The sequence below is a fragment of the Kitasatospora sp. NPDC086791 genome (assembly GCF_040685975.1).
Taxonomy (GTDB): domain Bacteria; phylum Actinomycetota; class Actinomycetes; order Streptomycetales; family Streptomycetaceae; genus Kitasatospora.
In genome coordinates this window covers 1-20,348 of sequence record NZ_JBFBOC010000048.1, presented here as the reverse complement: position 1 = coordinate 20,348, position 20,348 = coordinate 1, and the positions used below count along the sequence as shown (strand labels likewise).

Annotated in this window: 15 protein-coding genes and 3 tRNA genes; 16 read left to right on the top strand and 2 right to left on the bottom strand. The window is 74.1% G+C overall.

Annotation, left to right across the window (positions count from 1 at the left end; translation table 11 throughout):
- Positions 1-91: 91 nt before the first annotated feature.
- Positions 92-1,198: a M48 family metallopeptidase gene (locus tag AB0Q99_RS32805; RefSeq protein ID WP_363577646.1), complete on the bottom strand. Its 1,107-nt coding sequence runs from the start codon at positions 1,196-1,198 to the stop codon at positions 92-94.
- A gap of 268 nt (positions 1,199-1,466) precedes the next feature.
- Here AB0Q99_RS32805 and AB0Q99_RS32800 point away from each other — a divergent pair, with 268 nt between their 5' ends.
- The 8 genes from AB0Q99_RS32800 to AB0Q99_RS32765 all read left to right on the top strand — a co-directional run bounded on the left by AB0Q99_RS32800 (position 1,467) and on the right by AB0Q99_RS32765 (position 6,495).
- Positions 1,467-1,613 (top strand): hypothetical protein, encoded by a 147-nt coding sequence (locus AB0Q99_RS32800; protein ID WP_363577644.1) that lies wholly within the window; start codon positions 1,467-1,469, stop codon positions 1,611-1,613.
- Between the two features lie 251 nt (positions 1,614-1,864).
- Positions 1,865-2,020 (top strand): hypothetical protein, encoded by a 156-nt coding sequence (locus AB0Q99_RS32795; RefSeq protein ID WP_363577643.1) that lies wholly within the window; start codon positions 1,865-1,867, stop codon positions 2,018-2,020.
- Positions 2,021-2,187: 167 nt separating this feature from the next.
- Entirely contained in the window at positions 2,188-2,820 is a 633-nt protein-coding gene (gene nadD / locus AB0Q99_RS32790; RefSeq protein ID WP_363577641.1) for a nicotinate-nucleotide adenylyltransferase, read from the top strand.
- A gap of 14 nt (positions 2,821-2,834) precedes the next feature.
- Positions 2,835-4,727 carry a LytR C-terminal domain-containing protein gene (locus tag AB0Q99_RS32785; RefSeq protein ID WP_363577639.1) on the top strand — a complete coding sequence of 631 codons (1,893 nt, stop codon included), beginning with the start codon at positions 2,835-2,837 and terminating at the stop codon, positions 4,725-4,727.
- A gap of 217 nt (positions 4,728-4,944) precedes the next feature.
- Positions 4,945-5,403 carry a ribosome silencing factor gene (rsfS, locus tag AB0Q99_RS32780; protein ID WP_363577637.1) on the top strand — a complete coding sequence of 153 codons (459 nt, stop codon included), beginning with the start codon at positions 4,945-4,947 and terminating at the stop codon, positions 5,401-5,403.
- Positions 5,400-6,050 (top strand): histidine phosphatase family protein, encoded by a 651-nt coding sequence (locus AB0Q99_RS32775; protein WP_363577673.1) that lies wholly within the window; start codon positions 5,400-5,402, stop codon positions 6,048-6,050. The genes rsfS and AB0Q99_RS32775 overlap by 4 nt, the downstream gene beginning before the upstream one ends.
- A 256-nt stretch (positions 6,051-6,306) precedes the next feature.
- Positions 6,307-6,379: transfer RNA gene (locus AB0Q99_RS32770), tRNA-Ala, on the top strand.
- Between the two features lie 43 nt (positions 6,380-6,422).
- Positions 6,423-6,495: transfer RNA gene (locus tag AB0Q99_RS32765), tRNA-Ala, on the top strand.
- Positions 6,496-6,558: 63 nt separating this feature from the next.
- Here the strand turns inward: AB0Q99_RS32765 and AB0Q99_RS32760 are convergent.
- A complete protein-coding gene (locus tag AB0Q99_RS32760; RefSeq protein ID WP_363577635.1) occupies positions 6,559-7,458 on the bottom strand; it encodes a helix-turn-helix transcriptional regulator in 900 nt (299 codons plus the stop codon).
- A gap of 103 nt (positions 7,459-7,561) precedes the next feature.
- Here AB0Q99_RS32760 and AB0Q99_RS32755 point away from each other — a divergent pair, with 103 nt between their 5' ends.
- The 8 genes from AB0Q99_RS32755 to AB0Q99_RS32720 all read left to right on the top strand — a co-directional run bounded on the left by AB0Q99_RS32755 (position 7,562) and on the right by AB0Q99_RS32720 (position 20,180).
- Positions 7,562-9,001: an MFS transporter gene (locus tag AB0Q99_RS32755; RefSeq protein ID WP_363577633.1), complete on the top strand. Its 1,440-nt coding sequence runs from the start codon at positions 7,562-7,564 to the stop codon at positions 8,999-9,001.
- Between the two features lie 297 nt (positions 9,002-9,298).
- Positions 9,299-9,371 (top strand) — tRNA-Ala (locus AB0Q99_RS32750).
- A gap of 98 nt (positions 9,372-9,469) precedes the next feature.
- Positions 9,470-10,768 (top strand): hypothetical protein, encoded by a 1,299-nt coding sequence (locus AB0Q99_RS32745; protein WP_363577631.1) that lies wholly within the window; start codon positions 9,470-9,472, stop codon positions 10,766-10,768.
- A gap of 336 nt (positions 10,769-11,104) precedes the next feature.
- Positions 11,105-13,993: a leucine--tRNA ligase gene (leuS, locus tag AB0Q99_RS32740; RefSeq protein WP_363577629.1), complete on the top strand. Its 2,889-nt coding sequence runs from the start codon at positions 11,105-11,107 to the stop codon at positions 13,991-13,993.
- A 349-nt stretch (positions 13,994-14,342) separates the two neighbouring features.
- Positions 14,343-15,089: a hypothetical protein gene (locus tag AB0Q99_RS32735; protein ID WP_363577627.1), complete on the top strand. Its 747-nt coding sequence runs from the start codon at positions 14,343-14,345 to the stop codon at positions 15,087-15,089.
- Positions 15,090-15,282: 193 nt separating this feature from the next.
- Positions 15,283-16,128, top strand: coding sequence for a DegV family protein (locus AB0Q99_RS32730; protein WP_363577625.1), 846 nt, complete (start codon positions 15,283-15,285; stop codon positions 16,126-16,128).
- Between the two features lie 269 nt (positions 16,129-16,397).
- Positions 16,398-17,471, top strand: coding sequence for a helix-hairpin-helix domain-containing protein (locus AB0Q99_RS32725; RefSeq protein ID WP_363577623.1), 1,074 nt, complete (start codon positions 16,398-16,400; stop codon positions 17,469-17,471).
- Positions 17,472-17,543: 72 nt separating this feature from the next.
- On the top strand, positions 17,544-20,180 hold the full coding sequence (locus AB0Q99_RS32720; RefSeq protein ID WP_363577621.1) for a ComEC/Rec2 family competence protein: 2,637 nt from the start codon (positions 17,544-17,546) through the stop codon (positions 20,178-20,180).
- The last annotated feature ends 168 nt before the right edge of the window (positions 20,181-20,348 follow it).

Below are 20,348 nucleotides of genomic sequence, written 5' to 3'. Positions count from 1 at the left end.
GCCGGCCGTCGGCGGTGCTCGGTGCTCGGTGCTCGGTGTTGCGGTGTTGCGGTGTTGCGGGGCTCAGGGTCCGGTGGTCAGGGCCCGGGGCTCAGCTGTCGCCGCGATCGGTCGAGCCGGTGGAGGCGTTGGAGCCGTTCGAGCCGTTCGAGCCGCTGGACCCGTTGGAGCTGCCGCGGGTGGCGCCGGTGAAGGTGTCGCGGAGCTTGCCGCCCACGGTCGCGGCGCCGCCGGCGACGTCCCGGATCAGGCCCATCAGCGGGTCCTTGCTCTCCTTCACCGAGGTCGTGTAGTGGTCGGCGGCGGCCTTCCACTGCTCGCCGACCGAGGTGTCCGGGTCGTCCGTGCGGCGGGGGTAGGCGCCCGTCATGATCGAGCGGTACTCGTCGCCCTCGGCCCACTTCTTCAGCTGGGCGACCCGGACCACCGCGAAGGGGTGGGTCTGCGGCAGCACCTGGAGCAGCTTGAGCACGCCGTCGCGCAGGTCGCCGGCCTTCTCGTACTCCTCGGCCTGCTCCAGGAAGGCGTCGACGTTCATCTCGGCCAGGTTGTGCCCGCCGGCCAGCTTCATCAGGGCCCGCATGGACGCCTGGAGGTCCTGCCCGGCGAGCAGACCGGCCCGGTCGCTGGACAGTTCCGCCTTGCGGAACCACTCCTTGAGCGCCGTGATGATGGCCATGATCGCCAGGTTGCCGAGCGGCACCCAGGTGATCCGGGAGGCGATGTTGGTGAGGACCATCAGCATCGTCCGGTAGACGGCGTGGCCGGACATCGCGTGGCCGACCTCGTGGCCGATGACCGAGCGCAGCTCCTCCTCGTCGAGCAGCTCGACCAGGCCGCTGGTGACCACGATGATCGGGGTGTCGATGCCGATGGTGTACGCGTTGACCGTCGGGTCCTGGGTGACGTACAGGTCGGGGACCTGCTGCAGGTCCAGCACGTAGGCGGTGTCGCGCACCATGTCGTACAGCTCGGGGAACTGCCGCTCGGACGTCTTGACCGCGGTGGCCAGGAACATCAGCCGGATCGCGCGCTCGGAGACCAGCCCGGCGAGCTTCTTCAGGACGTCGTCGAAGCCCGTCAGCTTGCGCAGGGCGACCAGCGCCGAGCGGTCCGCCGGGTGCTCCCAGGCCCGGGTGGAGATCCCGGGGAAGCGCTCGCGGCGGCGGCTCGGGGTCTTCGCGGTCGTGTCGGTCATGGTCTGAGTACCTCCTGGTCGACGGCGGCTGCGGCCCGCTGGCCGGCCCCCCGCTGGTCTTCGCCTGAAACGACTGCCTGTGCAACGTCCGTGGTTGCGTACTCGTCCCCGGGGAGCAGCGTACGCGCGGGCCCGGCGGCGTCGTAGGGGCCGGCCGCGCCGTAGGGGCCGGTGGGCGGCGCCGGTGTGAGGCCGGTTTACCCTGAATGCCCTGGACCACCGAGACCGGACCCGGCCGCGGTACCGAGCAGTTCGAGGAGCCCCGCAGATGTCCACCGACACGCTTGTCAGCCTGGCCGCACCCATCTCGGACGAGGCCGGCCCGGGCCTCTTCCTGCGGATCATCGTGGTCGCGTCCTTCGTGGGCGTCGGCCTGCTGGTCTGGCTGATGGCTCGCGCCTTCCGCGGCAACTAGGCCCCGGTCCGGCCGCTGACCGCGCCTTCGGCCAGGCCGCCGATCGGACCCCGGTCCGGCCCCGGCAGGCCGCTGATCAGGCCTCCGACCCGGCCCCGGGCCGGGCCGGGCCCGTGCGGGCTCACGGCCGGTCAGTGGCGGTGGGCCGCCGAGCGGTTGCCGTGTAACCCCCCGTACGATGACGGGTGGGCCCTCACCGGCCCGGCACCACCCCCAGGTCCGTTCACCGAGCCGAGAAGGTCCCGCCGACCATGAGCACTGCCGCCGCACTCCCCGTTCTGAACCTGCTCGCCGAGGGCGAGGGGGGCAACCACGACAGCCTGAACCCGCTCCTGACGGGTGGCTCCGCCCTGGTGATCCTGCTGCTCCTGCTCTTCGTCACCACCCGCTTCAACCGGGACCGCTGAGCCCGCTCCGCGGACCGCCAGGGGAGTGTCCGGCCGTCGGCCGGACGCTCCCTCACGCATCTGCGGCCGCTTCCGCACGCGTCCCCGGGCGACCCTCACGGGGTCCGCGGGCAACCCCCACCCGGGCGTTCCCGCACCGTAACGGGCGTCGCGTAAGGTGTGGCGGCATGGGAGAGCAGGCCGGGAATCCCGGCGGACCGGAACCGGTGAAGAAGCGCCTCGGCGTGATGGGCGGCACCTTCGACCCGATCCACCACGGCCACCTCGTCGCCGCCAGTGAGGTCGCGAGCGCGTTCCACCTGGACGAGGTGATCTTCGTGCCGACCGGGCAGCCGTGGCAGAAGAGCGACCGCCAGGTCACCCCGGCCGAGGACCGTTACCTGATGACGGTCATCGCCACCGCCGAGAACCCGCAGTTCTCCGTCAGCCGGATCGACATCGACCGCGAGGGCCCCACCTACACCGTGGACACCCTGCGCGACCTGCACGCCCTGCACCCGGACGCCGACCTCTTCTTCATCACCGGCGCCGACGCGCTCGCCCAGATCCTGTCCTGGCGCGACTCCGACGAACTCTTCTCGCTGGCCCACTTCATCGGATGCACCCGCCCGGGGCACACTCTCTCGGACGCCGGGCTTCCGGTGGGCGGGGTCTCCCTGGTGGAGGTCCCGGCGCTGGCCATCTCCTCCACGGACTGCCGCAACCGGGTCGCCAAGGGCGAGCCGGTCTGGTATCTCGTCCCGGACGGCGTGGTCCGCTACATCGACAAGCGGGCGCTGTACGCGCCGCGCGGGACCTGAGCCAGGAGCGGCGCATGACCGATCGCAGCGGCGGCCAGCAGCGGCCGGAGGACTGGTCCACCGGGCAGTACCAGCAGACGTACCAGGGGCAGGGCCAGGGCCAGGGCCAGGGGTATCAGCACCCGCAGCACCCGCAGCAGCAGTCGTACGAGCCGTACGAGTCGTACGAGCAGCCGCAGTACGACCAGTACGGGCAGCCGGTGTACTCCCAGGACCCGTACGGCTACCAGCAGCAGGGGTACCAGGGGCAGCAGGGGCAGCAGGGACAGCAGGGACAGCAGGGGTACGAGGGGTACCAGCAGGCCGGGCAGGCCGCGCAGACCGGGCGGTTCCCGCAGCAGCAGTCGTACGAGCAGCCGCAGTACGACCAGTACGGGCAGCCGGTGTACTCCCAGGACCCGTACGGCTACCAGCAGCAGGGGCACCAGGGGTACCAGCAGCCGTACCAGGCCGCCGCCCAGGTCGTCGCCGAGCCGCAGGCACAGCCCGAGACCGCTGCGCCCGCCACGCCCGCCGCGACCGCTCCCGTGACGCCGCGCCCGCGGGTGTCCCGGCCCGCCGAGGCGGCGCCGGCCAAGGCCGCGGCGCCGTCCGAGCAGGTCGCCGGGGCCCGCGGTGGCAAGGCCGGTGGCAAGGCCGGGGGCAAGGCGCCCAAGGACGGCTACACCACGGGTGAGTTCACCTTCGTCGACGAGGAGGCGGAGGAGACCGAGGACGTCATCGACTGGCTGAAGTTCGCCGAGTCCCGCAGCGAGGTGCGCGCCGAGCGCCGCCGCAAGCTGCGCAACCGGCTGATCGGCCTCGGCGTGGTGGCGGCACTCGCGGCGGGCGGCGTCGGCGGCTACCTGTGGTTCACCGGCGACAAGCCGACCGCGGCCGCCGCGGCCGGCGGGCGCAAGGTCAACGTCGTCCACCTGCGCGACCTGCAGGGCAAGGTGTCCAGCGCGCTGCTCGTCGACGACGCCTCCGGCAAGAAGGCCACCGTGCTGCTGCTGCCCGACAACCTGCGGCTGCCCGGCCCCGCCGACCCGCCGGTCACCACCGTCGGCCAGGCCATGGACACCATCGGTGCCTCGGCGACCCGGGATGGCCTGGCCACCGTGCTTGGCGCCCCGGTGGCCGGCACCTGGCGGTTGGACACCCCGTACCTGGAACTGCTGGTCTCCCAGCTCGGCGGCGTCCGGGTGGACACCAACGCCGAGACCCACGAGGGTGGCAAGCCGGACGGCAAGCTGCTGTCCGGGGCCGGGAAGAACACCATGCTCAGCGGGAAGGCCGCGGTCGCGTACGCCACCCTGCAGAACGCCGGCGAGAACCGGGACACCCAGCTGGCCCGGTTCGGGCAGGTCCTGGAGGCGGTGGTGCGCACCATGCCGACCGAGTTCAAGGACGCCAAGGACGACGTGCACCGGATGAACGCGGTGCTCGACCCCTCGCTGCCCGAGGACGCCCTCGCCGGGGTGCTCGCCCAGCTCGCCCAGCAGGCGAAGGACGGCCACGTCGGCACCACCGCGCTGACCGTCAAGCCGGACGGCAGCCTGGACGAGGCGACCGCGGGCAAGCAGGTCAAGGACGTGCTCGGCGGCACCGTGAAGTCCGCGGCCGCCGGTAACGCCCCGGCCCGGGTCGCGCTGCAGGACGCCAGCGGCAACGACGCGGCGGCCGCCGCCGCGCAGGTCCAGATCGTCAACTCGGGCCTGACCTTCATCCCGGGCGGGGCGAAGGCCGCCGCGCAGCCCACCAGTGAGATCCGCTACACCGACGACGCCCGGCAGGCCGCGGCGAAGTCGCTGGCGACCAGCCTCGGTCTGCCGGACACGGCGGTGAAGAAGGTGACCGGGGACACCCAGAACGCGGACCTGCTGGTCGTGCTCGGCAAGGACTACCAGCTGCCGAAGAGCCAGTAGGCCGGGTCGGTGGCCGGGGCGCCGCTCCGGGCCGGTGGACGGCCCGGAGCGGCGGGACGGTCGGGCCGTCCCGCCGATCGGCCCGCTCCGCGGCGGCCCGGAGGCCGGGGCGGGCCCGGGAAACCGTTCCGGGCCCGCCCCGGCGGCGTGAGATCCTGGAAGGCGACCCCGGCCGTGCGCCGGGGCGCGCCCCAAGCCGCCGAGCCGGAAGAACACCGTGACCGTCACCGACCACAGCCAGCAGCTCATCAACGTCGCCGCGCAGGCGGCGGCCGACAAGCTCGCGCACAACATCATCGCCTTCGACGTCAGCGAGGTGCTGTCGATCACCGACGCCTTCCTGATCGCCTCCGCGAACAACGACCGCCAGGTCCGCGCGATCGCCGAGGAGATCGAGGACCAGCTGCGCGAGCAGCTGGACATCAAGCCGGTGCGCCGCGAGGGCGAGCGCGAGGGCCGCTGGATCCTGCTCGACTACCTGGACATCGTCGTGCACGTCCAGCACTCCGAGGAGCGCTCCTTCTACTCGCTGGACCGCCTCTGGAAGGACTGCCCCGAGCTGCCGCTGCCCGAGGACGCCCTGGCCTCCCGCAACCGCCCCGACGCGCACACCGACACGGCCGGCAACGCCGTCGCCCCGGCCGACGACTTCGGCAAGCCCGAGGACCTGCACTGAGCCGCGGCGCGCGGGGCCCGCGCATCGTCTTCTGGAGGCACGGCCAGACCTCCTGGAACCTCGAATCGCGCTTCCAGGGCACCACGGACATCGAGCTGACCGGCCAGGGCGTCCTGCAGGCCCAGCGGGCGGCCCGGCTGCTCTCCGGGCTCCGCCCCGACCTGCTCATCTCCTCGGACCTCAAGCGCGCCCGGCGCACCGCCGAGGAGCTCGTCAAGGTCACCGGGCTCGACGTGACGCTCCACGAGGGCCTGCGGGAGACCTACGCGGGCTCCTGGCAGGGCCTGACCAACGCCGAGATCCGCGCGCGCTTCCCGGAGGAGTACGAGGCCTGGGCGGCCGGCGAGCCGGTGCGGCGCGGCGGTGGCGGCGAGCTGGCCACCGAGGTCGCCGACCGCTCGGTGCCCGTGGTGCTGGAGGCCGCCGGCAAGCTGCCGGACGACGGCACCCTGGTCGTGGTCAGTCACGGCGGGACGATCCGCACGATGCTGGGGCGGCTGCTCGACCTGGAGCCGGCCCAGTGGGAGCGCTTCGGCGGGCTGTCCAACTGCTGCTGGTCGGTGCTCGGCCACGGCACGCGCGGCTGGCGGCTGCTGGAGCACAACGCGGGCACGCTCCCGCAGCCGGTCATCGGCGACGACACCTGAGCGGTTCCGGCACGGGCGTCCGGGTGCGGGCAGCCGGCTCGGGTGCCCGGGTGCCCGGGTGCGGGCGTTCGGCTCGGGTGCCCGGGTGCGGGCGTCCGGCGCGGGGTGTGGCGGGGGCGTGACGGGGGCGCGGTGCGGGCGTGCGGGGGGGCCCGAAGGAGCGGATTTCGCAGTTCCGGCCCTGACCAGCTAGAGTCTTCCTCGTTCGCAGGGAAGGAACGCGGCCCGGAAGGGAAGCGGGAGATCCGGTGAGTGCGGGGCTATAGCTCAGTTGGTAGAGCGCTTGCATGGCATGCAAGAGGTCTGGGGTTCAATTCCCCATAGCTCCACTCCGCATCGGCGGTCGTGGTCAGCCAGGGTCGTCCGTGTCGCGGGGCTATAGCTCAGTTGGTAGAGCGCTTGCATGGCATGCAAGAGGTCTGGGGTTCAATTCCCCATAGCTCCACAGCAGTTCGGAAGGCCGTCACCCAACGGGTGGCGGCCTTGCGGCATTTCGCGCCGGTCTCGCTCACGGCTCGCAGGCGTGCGTCCAGCCGCCCGGCGGCAGCGAGTTGAGCTGCTCCACCCGCTCCCGGTCCTCCGGGCTCGCCGGCACGTACACCACGATGTAGCACTCCGGCACGCCCGGCATCGTCAGGTAGGTGGCGTTCAGCCGCAGCACCCCGAGCCGCGGGTGCCGGAACATCCGCAGCCAGGTCTCCGGCGGCGCCACCTCCTGCCGGTCCCACAACTCCCGGAACAGCTCGCTGCGCGCCGACAGCCGCTGCACGTGCTCCTCCCAGACCGGCTCGCCCACGTGCTTGCCGTAGGCCGAGCGCAGCACCGCCACCATCCGCGGCAGCGCCTCGTCGCGGTTCTCGCACGGGTTGCAGCACAGCGGGGCCGTCAGCATGCACCACAGGCTGTTGAAGACCACCCCGCGGGACGGGCGGATCCGCTCGGCACCGAACAGCGACCGGTACGGCCCGTTGTAGCTCAGCACGTCGAACCGGGTGTTGGAGACCGCCGCCGGCAGCGGGGCGAGCGCGTCCAGGATCACCTGGATCGACGGGCTCAGCTCCGGCGGGGCCGGCTGCGCGTGCGGCGACGGGGACAGCCCGGCCAGCCGGAACAGGTGCTCGCGCTCGGTGCCGTCCAGCCGCAGCGCCCGGGCCACCGCCAGCAGCACCTGCTCGCTCGCGTTGATCGGCCGCCCCTGCTCCAGCCACGTGTACCAGGTGACCCCCACCCCGGCCAGCTGCGCGACCTCCTCCCGCCGCAGCCCCGGCGTCCGGCGGCGCAGCCCGGGCGGCAGCCCGACCTCCTCGGGGGCCACCCGCGCCCGGCAGGCCTTCAGGAAGCGGGCCAGCTCGGTGCGGCGGCGGTCGCGCCCGCCCGAGGCCGTGGGAAGTTCCTCCAGGACGGTCATGGCCACCATCGTGCCGCAGCCCCGGCGGGCGATACAGGTGCTGCCGGTACCAGGATCGGCAGGCTCTAACCACCAGTACCGGTACCGCCGCAGGCTGGTGGCCATGACGGACCTCCAGATCCGGCCCGGGGTGGCCGCACGCACCACCGGAGCCCCGGCCGTACGGCCCGGGCTGCTCCTCGCGCTCGTCCTGTGCGGGCAGTTCATGGCCGTGCTCGACGTCTCCATCGTCAACGTCGCGGTCCCCACCATCCGCACCGACCTCGGCGCCTCGGGCGCCGCCCTGCAACTGGTGATCGCCGGCTACACCATCGCGTACGCCGTGCTGCTCATCACCGGGGCCCGGCTGGGCGCCCGGTACGGCTACAGCCGGCTGTTCCAGCTCGGCCTGGCCGCCTTCACCGCCACCTCGCTGGCCTGCGGCCTCGCCCCGACCACCGGCTGGCTGATCGCCTTCCGGCTGCTCCAGGGCGCCGGCTCGGCGCTGATGGTGCCCCAGGTGATGAGCCTGCTGCAGCGCACCTTCACCGGCACCGCCCGCACCCGGGCGCTCGGCCTCTACTCGGCGGTGCTGGCCGGCGGCATGGCGCTCGGCCAGGTGCTCGGCGGCGTGCTGGTCAGCGCCGACCTGTTCGGCAGCGGGTGGCGGCCGGTCTTCCTGGTCAACGTGCCGATCGGGGTGCTGTTGCTGGCGGCCGGCGCCCGGCTGCTGCCCCGGCTGCCCGGCGACGCCTCACGCCGCTTCGACGTCCCCGGCCTGGTGGTGCTCGGCGCGGCGCTCGGCCTGCTGGTGGTGCCGCTCGTCCTCGGCCACGAACTCGGCTGGCCCGCCTGGGGCTGGGCGATGATCGCGGGTGGCGTGCTGCTGTTCGGCCTGTTCGTGGCGGTCGAGCGGCGGATCGCCCGGAACGGCGGGCAGCCGCTGATCTCCGGACGGGTGCTGAACGCCCCCGGACTGCGGCCGGCGGCGGCCGGACTGTTCGCGATCATGGCGGCCTTCGCCGGCTTCATGTTCGCCTTCGCCCTGCACCAGCAGGCCGCGCTCGGCCACACCGCCCTGAAGGCCGGGCTCTGCTCGGCGCCCGTCGCGATCGGCTTCGGTCTGTCCAGCATGTACTGGCACCGGCTGCCGGGGCGGCTGCACGGGGCCCTGCCGATGCTCGCCGGGGTGTTCCTCGGCGGCGGCTACCTGCTGTTGGGCGTGCTCCTCGGTGGGGGCGCCGGGATCGGCGCGGGGCCACTGGCGGAGATGGCCGTGCTCGGCCTGGTCGCCGGCTGCGCGTACGCACCGCTGTTCGCCCGGGCGCTCGCGGGGGTGGCGCCCGGGGACGCGGCCGACGCCAGCGGGGTGATGGTGACCGTCATCCAGCTCGGGCAGGTGATCGGGGTCGCGGTGCTCGGCTCGGTGTTCCTCGGGCAGGTCGACCTGCCGGCGCCGGCCGCCGGGTCCGGGCACGCGCTGTGGATCACGTTGCTGGTCGACGCCGGTGCGGTGCTGGCCGCCGCGGGCTTCGCCGCGCGCAGCCGGCGGGCGGCGCGGTAGCGGAGGGGTCGGTGGTGGGGGTCCGGCGGCGGTTCGATGGCGGGGGCGGTTCGGCGGCGGGGGCGGTTCGGTGGAGGCTCTCGTGCCGTCCCCGGCCGTCCCCGGCCGTCCCCGGCCGTCCCCGGCCGTCCCCGGCCGTCCCCGGCCGTCCCGTGCCGTCGCGGGCCCGCCTCCGGCGCCCCGCCGCGGGCCCCGGAACGGATTTCGGGAGCACGCCCCGGACCGTGTAAAGTAATCGATGTCGCCGAGGGAAACCGGACGGAAACGGCCGAAAGACCCGGTGGCATCGCAGGTCAAGGGGCTATAGCTCAGTTGGTAGAGCGCTTGCATGGCATGCAAGAGGTCTGGGGTTCAATTCCCCATAGCTCCACAGCAGTCGAGAGTCGCCTCCCGGAAACGGGAGGCGGCTCTCCGTCGTTTACCCGTCGGCACCGGCCGGAGGGGCCGGAATCCCGCTACCGTCGTGTCATGGCCGATCTGGAGCGAAGGCGGAACGAGGAGCTGGCCCGGATACTCCACCAGCTCGGCTGGAGTCCGGAACGGCTCGCCCGCGAGGTGAGCCTCGCGCTGCCGCCGGGCCTGGCCATCAGCTCCACCGCCCCGTACAAGTGGCGCGACCGCGGCATGGTGCCGCGCAGCCCGCACGACCAGGCGGTCTGCGAAGTGCTCAGCCGCACCCTCGGCATCGCCGTCACCTACGAGCAGCTCTGGGGCCGGATGGGCGGCCACCGCGGCGCCAAGATCCTCTCCCCCCGGCTGCTCACCGACCCGTGGACCGCCGACACCGCCCAGACCGCGCTGCGCGAGGCCGCCACCGACGCCGGGCCGGTCCGCCTCACCGACCTCTTCCGCAACGCCGACCTCGACCAGGCCGCCGCCCGGCTCGCCTCGCCGCCACCGCCCGTCGGGGGCGGCGAGGGCGCGCTGCGCGTCGAGGCCGCACTGGTCGGCGAGCTCGGCCTGTCCTACCGCAGCAAGCAACGCCTCGAACGCGCCTGCGGCGGCGGCCTCGTCCTCGGCCCCACTCGGGCCGAACTCGCCATGCTGGCCAAGCTGTTGGAGCTCGGCGCGTACGACGAGCGGCTGGGTCGCGAGCTGTACGGCACCGCCAGCCGGCTCGCCCGGCTGGCCGGCTGGGCCGCGTACGACCTCGGCCACGACGCGGCCGCCCAGCGCGCCTTCGTCGCCGCGCTGCGCGCCGCCCACGTCAGCGGCGACCCCCGGCTCGGGGTCGCCGTGCTCGGCGCGCTGGTGGTGCTCGCCACCCAGGGCCCGGGCGGGCGCGGCCTGGACGCCGTCTCCGCGCTGGAGACCGCCCTGGAGGCCCACGGCGCCGTGCTCGGCCCCACCGGGCGCGCCCGCCAGCTCGGCAGACTCGCCCGTGCCTACGGCCGCCGGGACGAACCGGAACGGGCCGAGGCCGCCGCCGCCCGGGCCTTCGCCGAACTGGACGGCGTGCCCGGCACCGAGGAGGCCCGCGCCTCCCTCGCCGGGATGGTGGGGGAGGCGCGGCTGGCACTCGGCCGCCACCGGCCCGCGAAGGTCCTGCTCGCCGAGGCCGTGGCCGGGCTCGGGCCCGGGCGGGCACGCTCCAAGGCGCTGCTGATGGTGCGCCTCGCCGAGACCCACCGGCGGCTCGGCGACCAGCGGGAGGCGGCCCGCACCGCGGCGCTGGCGCGCTCGCTCGCGGCGGGGATGCAGTCCGAGCGGCTGGCGAAGGCGCTGCGGGACTTCGACGCGGCGGGGCGGGCGGGGGCGGCGCGCTGAGGCCGTCGCGGTGAGGTCGTCGTGACGGTGGTGGTACTGCTGCCGCTGCTGCGGTCGGGCGCGTCGGGCCGGTCGGGCCGCGGTCGCCCCGGCGGTATACCCGGGAGCGCGCGGATGCGCTTGCGGTACCCTGAGCCCATGCGAACCGTGCGCCTGCTCCTTAGCCGGCCGCGCTGACCAGGACCGGCTGCGCCCTCGGGCGGTGCCGGAGTCGGCGTGGCGTCCCCTCCTGCGAGGGGCTTTTTTGTTTTCCGCCCCCGGCCCCGTCCCGGGCGGGGTCCACCGGCCGGGCGCCTGCGCGGTTCGCCCACCGACATCGATGGAGCTTGAAGGACCATGAGCGAGACGACCCCTGCGTCCGGCGCGGCCGAGACCGTGACCGAGCCGTTCCGGTACAGCGCCGCGCTGGCGGCCGAGATCGAGTCCCGCTGGCAGGACCTCTGGGAGAAGGAGGGCACCTTCCACGCCCCCAACCCCACCGGTGCGCTGGCCGACCCGTCGGCCGGTGACGTCGCCGCGAAGCCGCACAGCTTCATCATGGACATGTTCCCGTACCCCTCGGGCGCGGGCCTGCACGTCGGCCACCCGCTGGGCTACATCGCCACCGACGTCTTCGCCCGCTACCAGCGGATGACCGGCCACAACGTGCTGCACACGCTGGGCTACGACGCCTTCGGCCTGCCCGCCGAGCAGTACGCGGTGCAGACCGGCACCCACCCGCGGGTCTCCACCGAGGCCAACATCGCCAACATGCGCCAGCAGCTGCGCCGGCTGGGCCTGGGCCACGACCCGCGCCGCTCGATCTCCACGATCGACCCGGACTACTACCGCTGGACCCAGTGGATCTTCCTGCAGATCTTCGACTCCTGGTACGACGAGACCGCCCGCAAGGCCCGGCCGATCGCCGAGCTGATCGCCGAGTTCGCGTCCGGTGAGCGGCAGACCCCGGACGGGCGCCCGTGGGCGTCGCTGTCCGCCGCGGAGCGCGACGAGACGCTGGGCGAGTACCGCCTGGCGTACGCCAAGGAGGTGCCGGTCAACTGGTGCCCCGGCCTGGGCACCGTGCTGGCCAACGAGGAGGTCACCGCGGACGGCCGCTCCGAGCGCGGCAACTTCCCGGTGTTCAAGTCCAACCTGCGCCAGTGGATGATGCGCATCACCGCGTACTCCGACCGCCTGATCGAGGACCTGGACCTGCTGGACTGGCCCGAGGCCATCAAGCTGCAGCAGCGCAACTGGATCGGGCGCTCCGAGGGCGCCCGGGTGGACTTCGCGGTCGGCTCCGGCGAGCGGATCACCGTCTTCACCACCCGGCCCGACACCCTGTTCGGCGCCACCTACATGGTGCTGGCCCCCGAACACGGCCTGGTCGACTCGATCGTCCCCGCCGCCTGGCCGCAGGACGTGCCCGCCGAGTGGACCGGCGGCGCCGCCACCCCCGCCGAGGCCGTCGCCGCCTACCGGGCCGCGGCCGCCGCCAAGTCGGACGTCGAGCGCCAGGTCGAGGCCAAGGTCAAGACCGGTGTCTTCACCGGCGCCTACGCCGTCAACCCGGTCAGCGGCGCGTCCGTCCCCGTCTTCATCGCCGACTACGTCCTGATGGGCTACGGCACCGGCGCCATCATGGCCGTCCCCGCCCACGACCACCGCGACTTCGCCTTCGCCCGCGCCTTCGCCCTGCCGATGCGCTGCGTCGTCGAGCCGACGGACGGGCGCGGCGAGGACCCGGCGCAGTGGGACGACGCGTTCGACACGTACGACTCCGTCATCGTCAACTCCGCGCGGGAGCAGGGTGACCTGTCCCTGGACGGGCTGAGCGTCGTCGACGCCAAGGCGCACGTCACCGCCTGGCTGGCCGAGCGCGGCATCGGCGAGGGCACCGTCAACTACCGCCTGCGCGACTGGCTGTTCAGCCGCCAGCGGTACTGGGGCGAGCCCTTCCCGATCGTCTACGACGAGGACGGCGTCATGCACGCGCTGCCCGAGTCGATGCTGCCGGTCGAGGTCCCCGAGGTCGACGACTACTCGCCGCGCACCTTCGACGCGTACGACTCCACCTCCTCGCCCGAGACCCCGCTGTCGCGCAACGACGCCTGGGTCCACGTCGAGCTGGACCTGGGCGACGGGCCGAAGAAGTACCGCCGCGAGACCAACACCATGCCCAACTGGGCGGGTTCGTGCTGGTACGAGCTGCGCTACGTCGACCCGGCGAACTCCTCGGCGGTCGTCGACCCGGCCAACGAGCGGTACTGGCTGGGCCCCACCGAGACCAAGCCGGCCGGCGGCGCCGACCTGTACGTCGGCGGTGCCGAGCACGCCGTGCTGCACCTGCTGTACGCGCGCTTCTGGCACAAGGTGCTGCACGACCTGGGCCACGTCTCGTCCGTCGAGCCGTTCCACAAGCTGTTCAACCAGGGCATGATCACCGCCGACGTCTACCGCGACGAGCGCGGCTTCCCGGTGCCCGCCGCCGAGGTCGAGGAGGTCGACGGGAAGTACTCCTGGCAGGGCGAGCCGGTCAAGCGCGAAGCCGGGAAGATGGGCAAGTCCCTGAAGAACGCCGTCGCGCCGGACGACATCGCCGACGAGTACGGCGCCGACACGCTGCGCCTGTACGAGATGTCGATGGGCCCGCTGGACGTCTCCCGCCCGTGGGACACCCGCGCCGTCGTCGGCTCGTACCGCTTCCTGCAGCGGCTGTGGCGCAACGTCGTCTCGGAGGCCACCGGCGAGCTGGTCGTCACCGAGGAGGTGCCGGACGAGGCGACGCTGCGTGCCCTGCACAAGGCGATCGACGGCATCCGCGGCGACATGGCCGGGCTGCGCTTCAACACGGCCGTCGCCAAGGCGATCGAGCTGAACAACTACCTGGTCAAGCGCGGCTCGACGCCGCGGGCGGTGGCCGAGCAGCTGGTGCTGATGGTCGCGCCGCTGGCGCCGCACATCGCCGAGGAGCTGTGGCGCCGCCTGGGCCACGCCGAGTCGCTGGCGCACACCGACTACCCGGTCGCCGACCCGGCGTACGTGGTGGACGAGACGGTGACCTGCGTGGTGCAGATCAAGGGCAAGGTGAAGGCCCGGCTGGAGGTCGCGCCGAGCATCTCGGACGCCGAGCTGGAGGCGCTGGCGCTGGCGGAGCCGGCGGTCGTCGCGGCGATCGGCGGCGCGGAGGTGCGCAAGGTGATCGCGCGGGCTCCGAAGCTGGTGAACATCGTCACGGGCTGATGGCGGGCCGGGGCCGACCCCGGTTGACCGGGCCGGCCGGGCTGACCGGGCGGGTGTCCTTCGGGGCGCCCGCCCGGTTTTTTGCTGCGGTGGTTCGGCGCGGCGGTTCGGTGCAGCGGTTGGGCGTGGCGTTCTGGCGTGGTGCCCTGCTTCGGCGTTCTGCGGGGAAAGCGGCCCGGGGGGACGGGCTCAGGGCCCTCGGGGAGATCCCGGATCTGACCCTGATCTCCGGCGGTGGGGCCCGTTCGGGCCGCCCCGGGGAGGGATCCGGCGCTACCTTGGAACTCACGGCGATGCGGCCCGCGTAGGGTCCGGCGGGGGCCGAAACGGCGGCGGAAGGTGGCGCGCGATGGACGTGTTCGGCGTGATGATCGGCTTGGCCCTGCTCATCGGGATCGCGATGGTCGCCCTGGCGGTGGTCGGCACGGTCAAGGCGGCCAGGGCCGTCGGCGCGACGATCGGGAAGCACGAGGCCAACGCCCGCCGCGCCGTCGAGACCGCCACCCTCAAGGCGAAGACCTACACCAAGATCGGCCCGCCCGCGCAGATCGCCACTGTCCGGCTCGGCCTGCGGACCTCGCTCGACGGCACCCGGCAGGTGCTGGAAGGAGGACTGGAGCAGGACGGCCAGCTCGGCGAGTCGCTTGCCCTGCTGACCCGGCTCGACTCCCACGCGGCGGAGCTCGACGGCGAGCTGCGGATGCTCGAACGCGAGCCGGACACCGCGCGGATCGCCGCCAAGCTGCCGGAACTGCGCGAGCGGGCGGAGCGGATCACGCACGCGGCGGAGACCATGCGCTGGGCCGCGCAGGACCGGATGCAGCGGTTCGCGGACGACGAGCTGAGCCGGCTCAGCCAGGAGTGCGAGAGCGAGGCGGGGGCGCTGCGGCACTGGGACGTCGAGGGGTCCGGTTCTGGCTCTGCGGGTGCGGGGGGCGGTGCGGGTACCGGGGGATCGGCCGGGGTGTCGGCTCGGGCCGGGCTGACGGACGGGAAGGGGCGTCCGAGCGCGGAGGAGCTGCTGGGGCTCGCCGACCCGCTGGCCAAGCTGGCGCAGCGGCTGCGGAAGCCGTCGACGGGGTCCTCGGCGGGCTGACCCCCAGGGCCCGGCGGGGGCTTGTCGGGGAACACCGAGGGGCACGACGGGGGCTCGCCGGGCCCGGTCCCTCCGGGCTCCGTGCGGGTTCCGCCCGGATTCTCGGCTGCCTCGCGGGCACCTCGTGGCCGAGGCGCGGGCCGCCGCCGGCGGGCGCTGTCCTCGCGCACCAACGGGGAGTAACCTCCGCCTCATGCCCTCCGACCTCGCACTTGTCACCGATTCCACGGCCTATCTGCCCCAGGAAGCCCTCGACCGGCACGGGATCACGGTGGTCCCGCTGAGCGTCGCGGTCGGTGACTCGGTGCTGAGCGAGGGCGTCGAGATCTCCCCGAAGGACGTCGCCGAGGCGCTGCGCGGCAAGCAGCGGGTGACCACCTCCCGGCCGAACCCGGAGACCTTCGCCGCCACCTACCGGGCGGCCGCCGAAGCCGGGGCGGAGGGGATCGTCTCGGTGCACATCTCGGGCGAGCTGTCCGGCACCGTGGAGGCCGCCCGGCTGGCGGCCGCCGAGGCGCCCGTACCGGTGCGCGTGGTGGACAGCAGGCTGGTCGGGATGGCGCTCGGGTACGGGGTGCTGGCGGCGGCCGAGGCGATCGCGGCCGGGCAGGGCCTGGCGGAGGCGGCCGAGGCGGCGGGGCGGCGGGCTTCGGAGACCAGCGGCTTCTTCTACGTCGACACGCTTGAGTACCTGCGCCGGGGCGGGCGGATCGGGGCGGCACGGGCACTGCTCGGGTCGGCGCTGGCGGTCAAGCCGCTGCTGCACCTGGACGGGGGACGGATCGAGCCGCTGGAGAAGGTGCGGACGGCGTCGCGGGCGATCGCGCGGCTGGAGGAGATCGCGGTCGAGCGGTCGGGGGAGCGGGACGTCGACATCACCGTGCACCACCTGGCCGCCGAGGACCGGGCCGAGCCGCTCGCGGAGCGGTTGCGGGCGCGGGTGCCGGGGTTGCGGGAGCTGTACGTCGGCGAGGTGGGGGCGGTGATCGGCGCGCACGTCGGGCCGGGGCTGCTCGCGGTGGTGGTCGCGCCGCGCTGAGTGCTACCGGGGGCGGGCCGGTCGGGTGGGGCTGCGGGTGGTCGGGTGCGGCTGCGGGCGGGCGGGCGGGCGGGCGGTCGGTCGGTCGGCCGGTCGGGCGGCTGGTCGGGCGGGCGGGGCTGGGGTGAGGGTGGCCGGGCGCCGCCTGGTCAACGTCCGTAGGCCTCGCTCACTCGTGTGAGTGACATCTTTTGTCCACAACCCCCGGGTTATCCACAGGGTTTCGGTAATTTCCGCGCGTTCTCCGGCGAACTCCTACCGTCCTCGGCATGACGACCATGGGCCTGGGCGCGGCGAAGCGCCAAACGATCAACGAGACGGTGCGGCTGCGGATGTCGGCGCTGCTGCCGATGGACGACGAGCCGATGGACGACGAGCCGGTGGGCCACGAGCCGGTGGGCGGCCGGGGCGCCGGGGGAGGCGGGGGCGGTTCCCCGGGGGTGACCGCGGGCGCCGCCTCGACCGCGCTGGGGGAGTGGCCCGCGACCGGGCCGCCGACGGGCGCGGCGCCCTTGCCGCCCGCTGTGAACGGCGGCGTGGGTCCTGACGCCGTCATTGATCCGGGCACTGCCCTTGACCCACCGGGTGCCGGGGCGCGTCCGTGGTTCGGTTCCTTCGCTTCGAGGCTGGTGCTCGACCGGCGTGCGGTGGCCGGGCTGGTCATCCTGCTGCTGTTCGCGGTCGGCTACGCCGTCCAGCACTTCTGGGTGGCCAGACCGGAGACGGTCGCCGTTCCCACGCTGGCGGCTGCCCCGGCGCTGTCGGGGCAGGACGTGGCGGCGCCGGGCGCTACGGCCTCAGGGGCCGGGGGCGGCACGACCGTAGGCGGCACCGTCGGTGCTGGTGCTGGCAGCGGACCTGGAGGCGGTGTCGGCGCTGCTGCCGGCACCGGCGTCGGTGCGGCCGTCGTGGTCGACATCGGCGGGCGGGTCCACACCCCCGGACTGCACACCCTGCCCGGCGGCGCGCGGGTGGCCGACGCCCTGCGGGCCGCCGGCGGTGTGCTGCCGGAGACGGATACCCGGAACCTCAACCTGGCCCGCGTCCTGACGGACGGTGAACAGCTCCTGGTCGGTGAGCAGTCCGCCGCCCTCGCCCCCGCTCCGGCGGTCGGAACCGGCAACGGACCGCCGGGCCCCTCCGGACCCCGACCAGCCGTCAGCCTCAACCGCGCCACCCTCGAACAGCTCGACACACTTCCCGGCGTCGGCCCGACCCTCGCCCAGCGCATCCTCGCCTACCGCACCTCGCACGGCTCCTTCCGCTCCCTCGACCAGCTCCGGCAGGTCAGCGGCATCGGCGCCCGTACGTACGAGGAACTCCGTCCGCTGCTCACCCTCTGACGCTCCCTCCGTTCCTCCGTTCGTCTCCGCACGTTCCCCTCCGTCCCCCTTGCTACGAAGGGAGGTGCCGCCGTGTCCGCCGCCGCCACCGCATCGATCCCGCACGCCCGCTCCTCGGGCGCCGACTTCCGTCTGCTGCTGCCCGCCGTCTCGGCCTGGGTGGTCACGGCGGCGCTCCTGCGCCTGGAGGCGGGGTACACGGCCCTCGTCCTCGCGGTGGCGGGTGCCGCCGCACTCGTGGGCCTCCTGCTACTCATCCGGCCGGGCGTCCTGCGCCGGCGCGGGGCCACGGTGACGCTGGCCGCCGTCCTGCTCACCGGAGCGGCGGCCGCGATCGCGACCCCGCTGCACACCGCCGACCTGCACCGGGGCCCGCTGCCCGAACTCGCCCGCGCGGCCGAGCACGCCGTGCCACGGTCGCCGGACGCGCCCGCCAGGGTGGTGGAGGCGGAGCTGACCATCGCGGGGGACCCCAAGGTCCGCACCTCCCGGGGCGGCACCACCGGCGGGCAGACACTGCTCACCGTGGACGCGGTGGCCGACCACGTCGTCCTGCTCCCCGACGGGCCGACCACCCGGACGCGCACACCCGTGACCGTCATGGCCCGAGGGGCGGACAGCGAGGCCTGGCAGCGGCTGCTCCCGTCCGAGCGACTGGCCGTGGAGGCCGAGGTGCAGCCCGCGGGCGAGGGCCACGACACCGAGTCCGCGGCACTCCTGGTCGTCCACGGCCCACCCCGGCAGCTGGCACCGCCGAGCCTGCCGCAGCGGATCGCCGGGCGGCTGCGCGCCGGACTGCGCACGGCCACCGACGGGCTCCCGCCGGACGCGCGTGGGCTGCTTCCGGGCCTGACCGTCGGCGACACTTCGCGGCTGCCCGACGACCTCCAGGACGCCTTCCGGGCCACCGACCTGGTCCACCTGGTGGCGGTCAGCGGAGCCAACCTGGCCATCGTCCTCGGCGCGCTGCTGGGCGCGCCCGGCCGGGCCGGCACCCCGGAACGGCGCGGTCTGGCCGCGGTGCTGGGGCTGTCGCTGCGCACCGGCGCCCTGCTCGGCACGGGGCTGACGCTGGCCTTCGTGACCGTCTGCCGACCGGAGCCCAGTGTGCTGCGGGCGGCCGGGACGGGACTGATCAGCATGCTGGCCCTGGCCACCGGCCGTCCCCGCCAGGCGGTGCCCGCGCTCGCCGGAGCCGTACTGGTGCTGGTCCTGCTGGATCCGTTCCTGGCCCGCTCGTTCGGCTTCCTGCTCTCGGTGCTCGCCACAGCCGGACTGCTCGTCCTCGGGCCGCACTGGGCCGAGGCACTGCGGGCCCGGCGCTGGCCGCACCACCTGGCGGGCGCCCTCGCCGCGACGGCGGCCGCGCAGGCACTGTGCGCGCCGGTGACGGTGGTGCTGTCCGGGCACATCAGCCTGGTCGGCATCCCGTGCAACCTGCTGGCCGAGCCGGCGGTGGCCCCGGCGACGCTGCTCGGCTTCGGGGTGCTGGCTCTGCAACCGTTCCTTCCGGGCCTGGCCTGCCTGCTGGCGGTGCCGGCCGGGGTGCCGGCCGGCTGGCTCGCCCTGGTCGCGCGACGCGGCGCCGAGCTGCCGGGCGGCCAACTGTCTTGGCCGGGAGGCTGGTTCGGGACGGTGACGGTCGCAGTAGCGGTCCTGGCCGTCTGCTGGGTGGCACCGCTCCTGCTGCCCCGGCGCGCGGCGCCCGGAATCCGGGCACCCGCCCGCCCCCGACGCCGGGCGGTGCGGGCGCTGCTGACGGGGGCGCTCTTGGCGGTCCTGCTGACCGTGCTGCTGCGCCCGCCGCAGCTCACCCGGATCGCCACCGGCTGGCCACCGCCGGGGTGGCGGCTGGCGATGTGCGACGTGGGCCAGGGGGACATGTTGGCCCTCGCGGCCGGTGCGCCGGACAGCGCGGTGGTGATCGACGCCGGTCCGGATCCGAACGCCGCCGACAGGTGCCTGCGCGACCTCGGCATCACGACGGTGCCCCTCCTGCTGCTGACGCACTTCCACGCCGACCATGTCGAGGGCGTGCCAGGGGTGTTGCGGGGCCGCACGGTCGGCGCGGTCGAGGGGACGACGCTGGAGGAGCCACCGGGCGAGGCGGCCCGGGTGGCGGGCTGGGCCGCCGGGGCCGGTGTTCCGCTGCTGCGGGCCGGCCGCGGCGAACGACGCTCGATCGGCGCGGAGTTGGCCTGGGACGTGGTGTGGCCCGTTCCCGGGGCGGGCATCGAGGCGCCCGGCGCGAACAACGCGAGCGTCGCACTGATGGTGACACTGACAGGAGGACTACGGATGGCACTGCTCGGAGATCTCGAACCGCCGGCCCAAGCGGCCCTGTTGGGGCGCGTGGGGAGGGTCGACGTCCTGAAGGTCGCGCACCACGGTTCGGCGCACCAGGACTGGGACCTGACCGGTGCTCTGCGTCCTCGGCTCGCGCTCATCTCCTGCGGTGAGGGCAACGCGTACAGACACCCGTCGCCGAGGACGGTCGACCGGCTGCGCGCGCTCGGTGCGGCGGTGCTGCGGACCGACCTGGCGGGCGACATCGCCGTGACCGGCGATTCCCCGGCCACCCTCGGTGTGTCCGTCCACCCGCAGCCCGCCCACGCGGCTCACAAGCCGCGCCCCCGCGGCTCGGCCGACTCCACGACCCCCACCCGCCCCGGACAGGCTCCAGGCACACCGCGGGCCCCGCCCGCGTGACCCCCGCTCTCCTCCTCCCAACCACCAAGTGGGGAAGGGAAGGGGTTGGGGTTGGGGGTTGGGAGGAGGAGTGGCGGAGCGGGGGCAGGCCCAGCAGAAACGTTTCGGCGCGCTCCGGGCCCGGCCCCGGGCGGGCCGCGTACAACACGAGGAAAATTGTTGGCAAAA

Coding starts and splice junctions, on each gene's coding strand:
- AB0Q99_RS32805 (WP_363577646.1), bottom strand. CDS start 1,198: ATGACCGACACGACCGCGAAGACCCCGAGCCGCCGCCGCGAGCGCTTC.
- AB0Q99_RS32800 (WP_363577644.1), top strand. CDS start 1,467: ATGTCCACCGACACGCTTGTCAGCCTGGCCGCACCCATCTCGGACGAG.
- AB0Q99_RS32795 (WP_363577643.1), top strand. CDS start 1,865: ATGAGCACTGCCGCCGCACTCCCCGTTCTGAACCTGCTCGCCGAGGGC.
- nadD (WP_363577641.1), top strand. CDS start 2,188: ATGGGAGAGCAGGCCGGGAATCCCGGCGGACCGGAACCGGTGAAGAAG.
- AB0Q99_RS32785 (WP_363577639.1), top strand. CDS start 2,835: ATGACCGATCGCAGCGGCGGCCAGCAGCGGCCGGAGGACTGGTCCACC.
- AB0Q99_RS32760 (WP_363577635.1), bottom strand. CDS start 7,458: ATGACCGTCCTGGAGGAACTTCCCACGGCCTCGGGCGGGCGCGACCGC.
- AB0Q99_RS32755 (WP_363577633.1), top strand. CDS start 7,562: ATGACGGACCTCCAGATCCGGCCCGGGGTGGCCGCACGCACCACCGGA.
- AB0Q99_RS32745 (WP_363577631.1), top strand. CDS start 9,470: ATGGCCGATCTGGAGCGAAGGCGGAACGAGGAGCTGGCCCGGATACTC.
- leuS (WP_363577629.1), top strand. CDS start 11,105: ATGAGCGAGACGACCCCTGCGTCCGGCGCGGCCGAGACCGTGACCGAG.
- AB0Q99_RS32735 (WP_363577627.1), top strand. CDS start 14,343: ATGGACGTGTTCGGCGTGATGATCGGCTTGGCCCTGCTCATCGGGATC.
- AB0Q99_RS32730 (WP_363577625.1), top strand. CDS start 15,283: ATGCCCTCCGACCTCGCACTTGTCACCGATTCCACGGCCTATCTGCCC.
- AB0Q99_RS32725 (WP_363577623.1), top strand. CDS start 16,398: ATGACGACCATGGGCCTGGGCGCGGCGAAGCGCCAAACGATCAACGAG.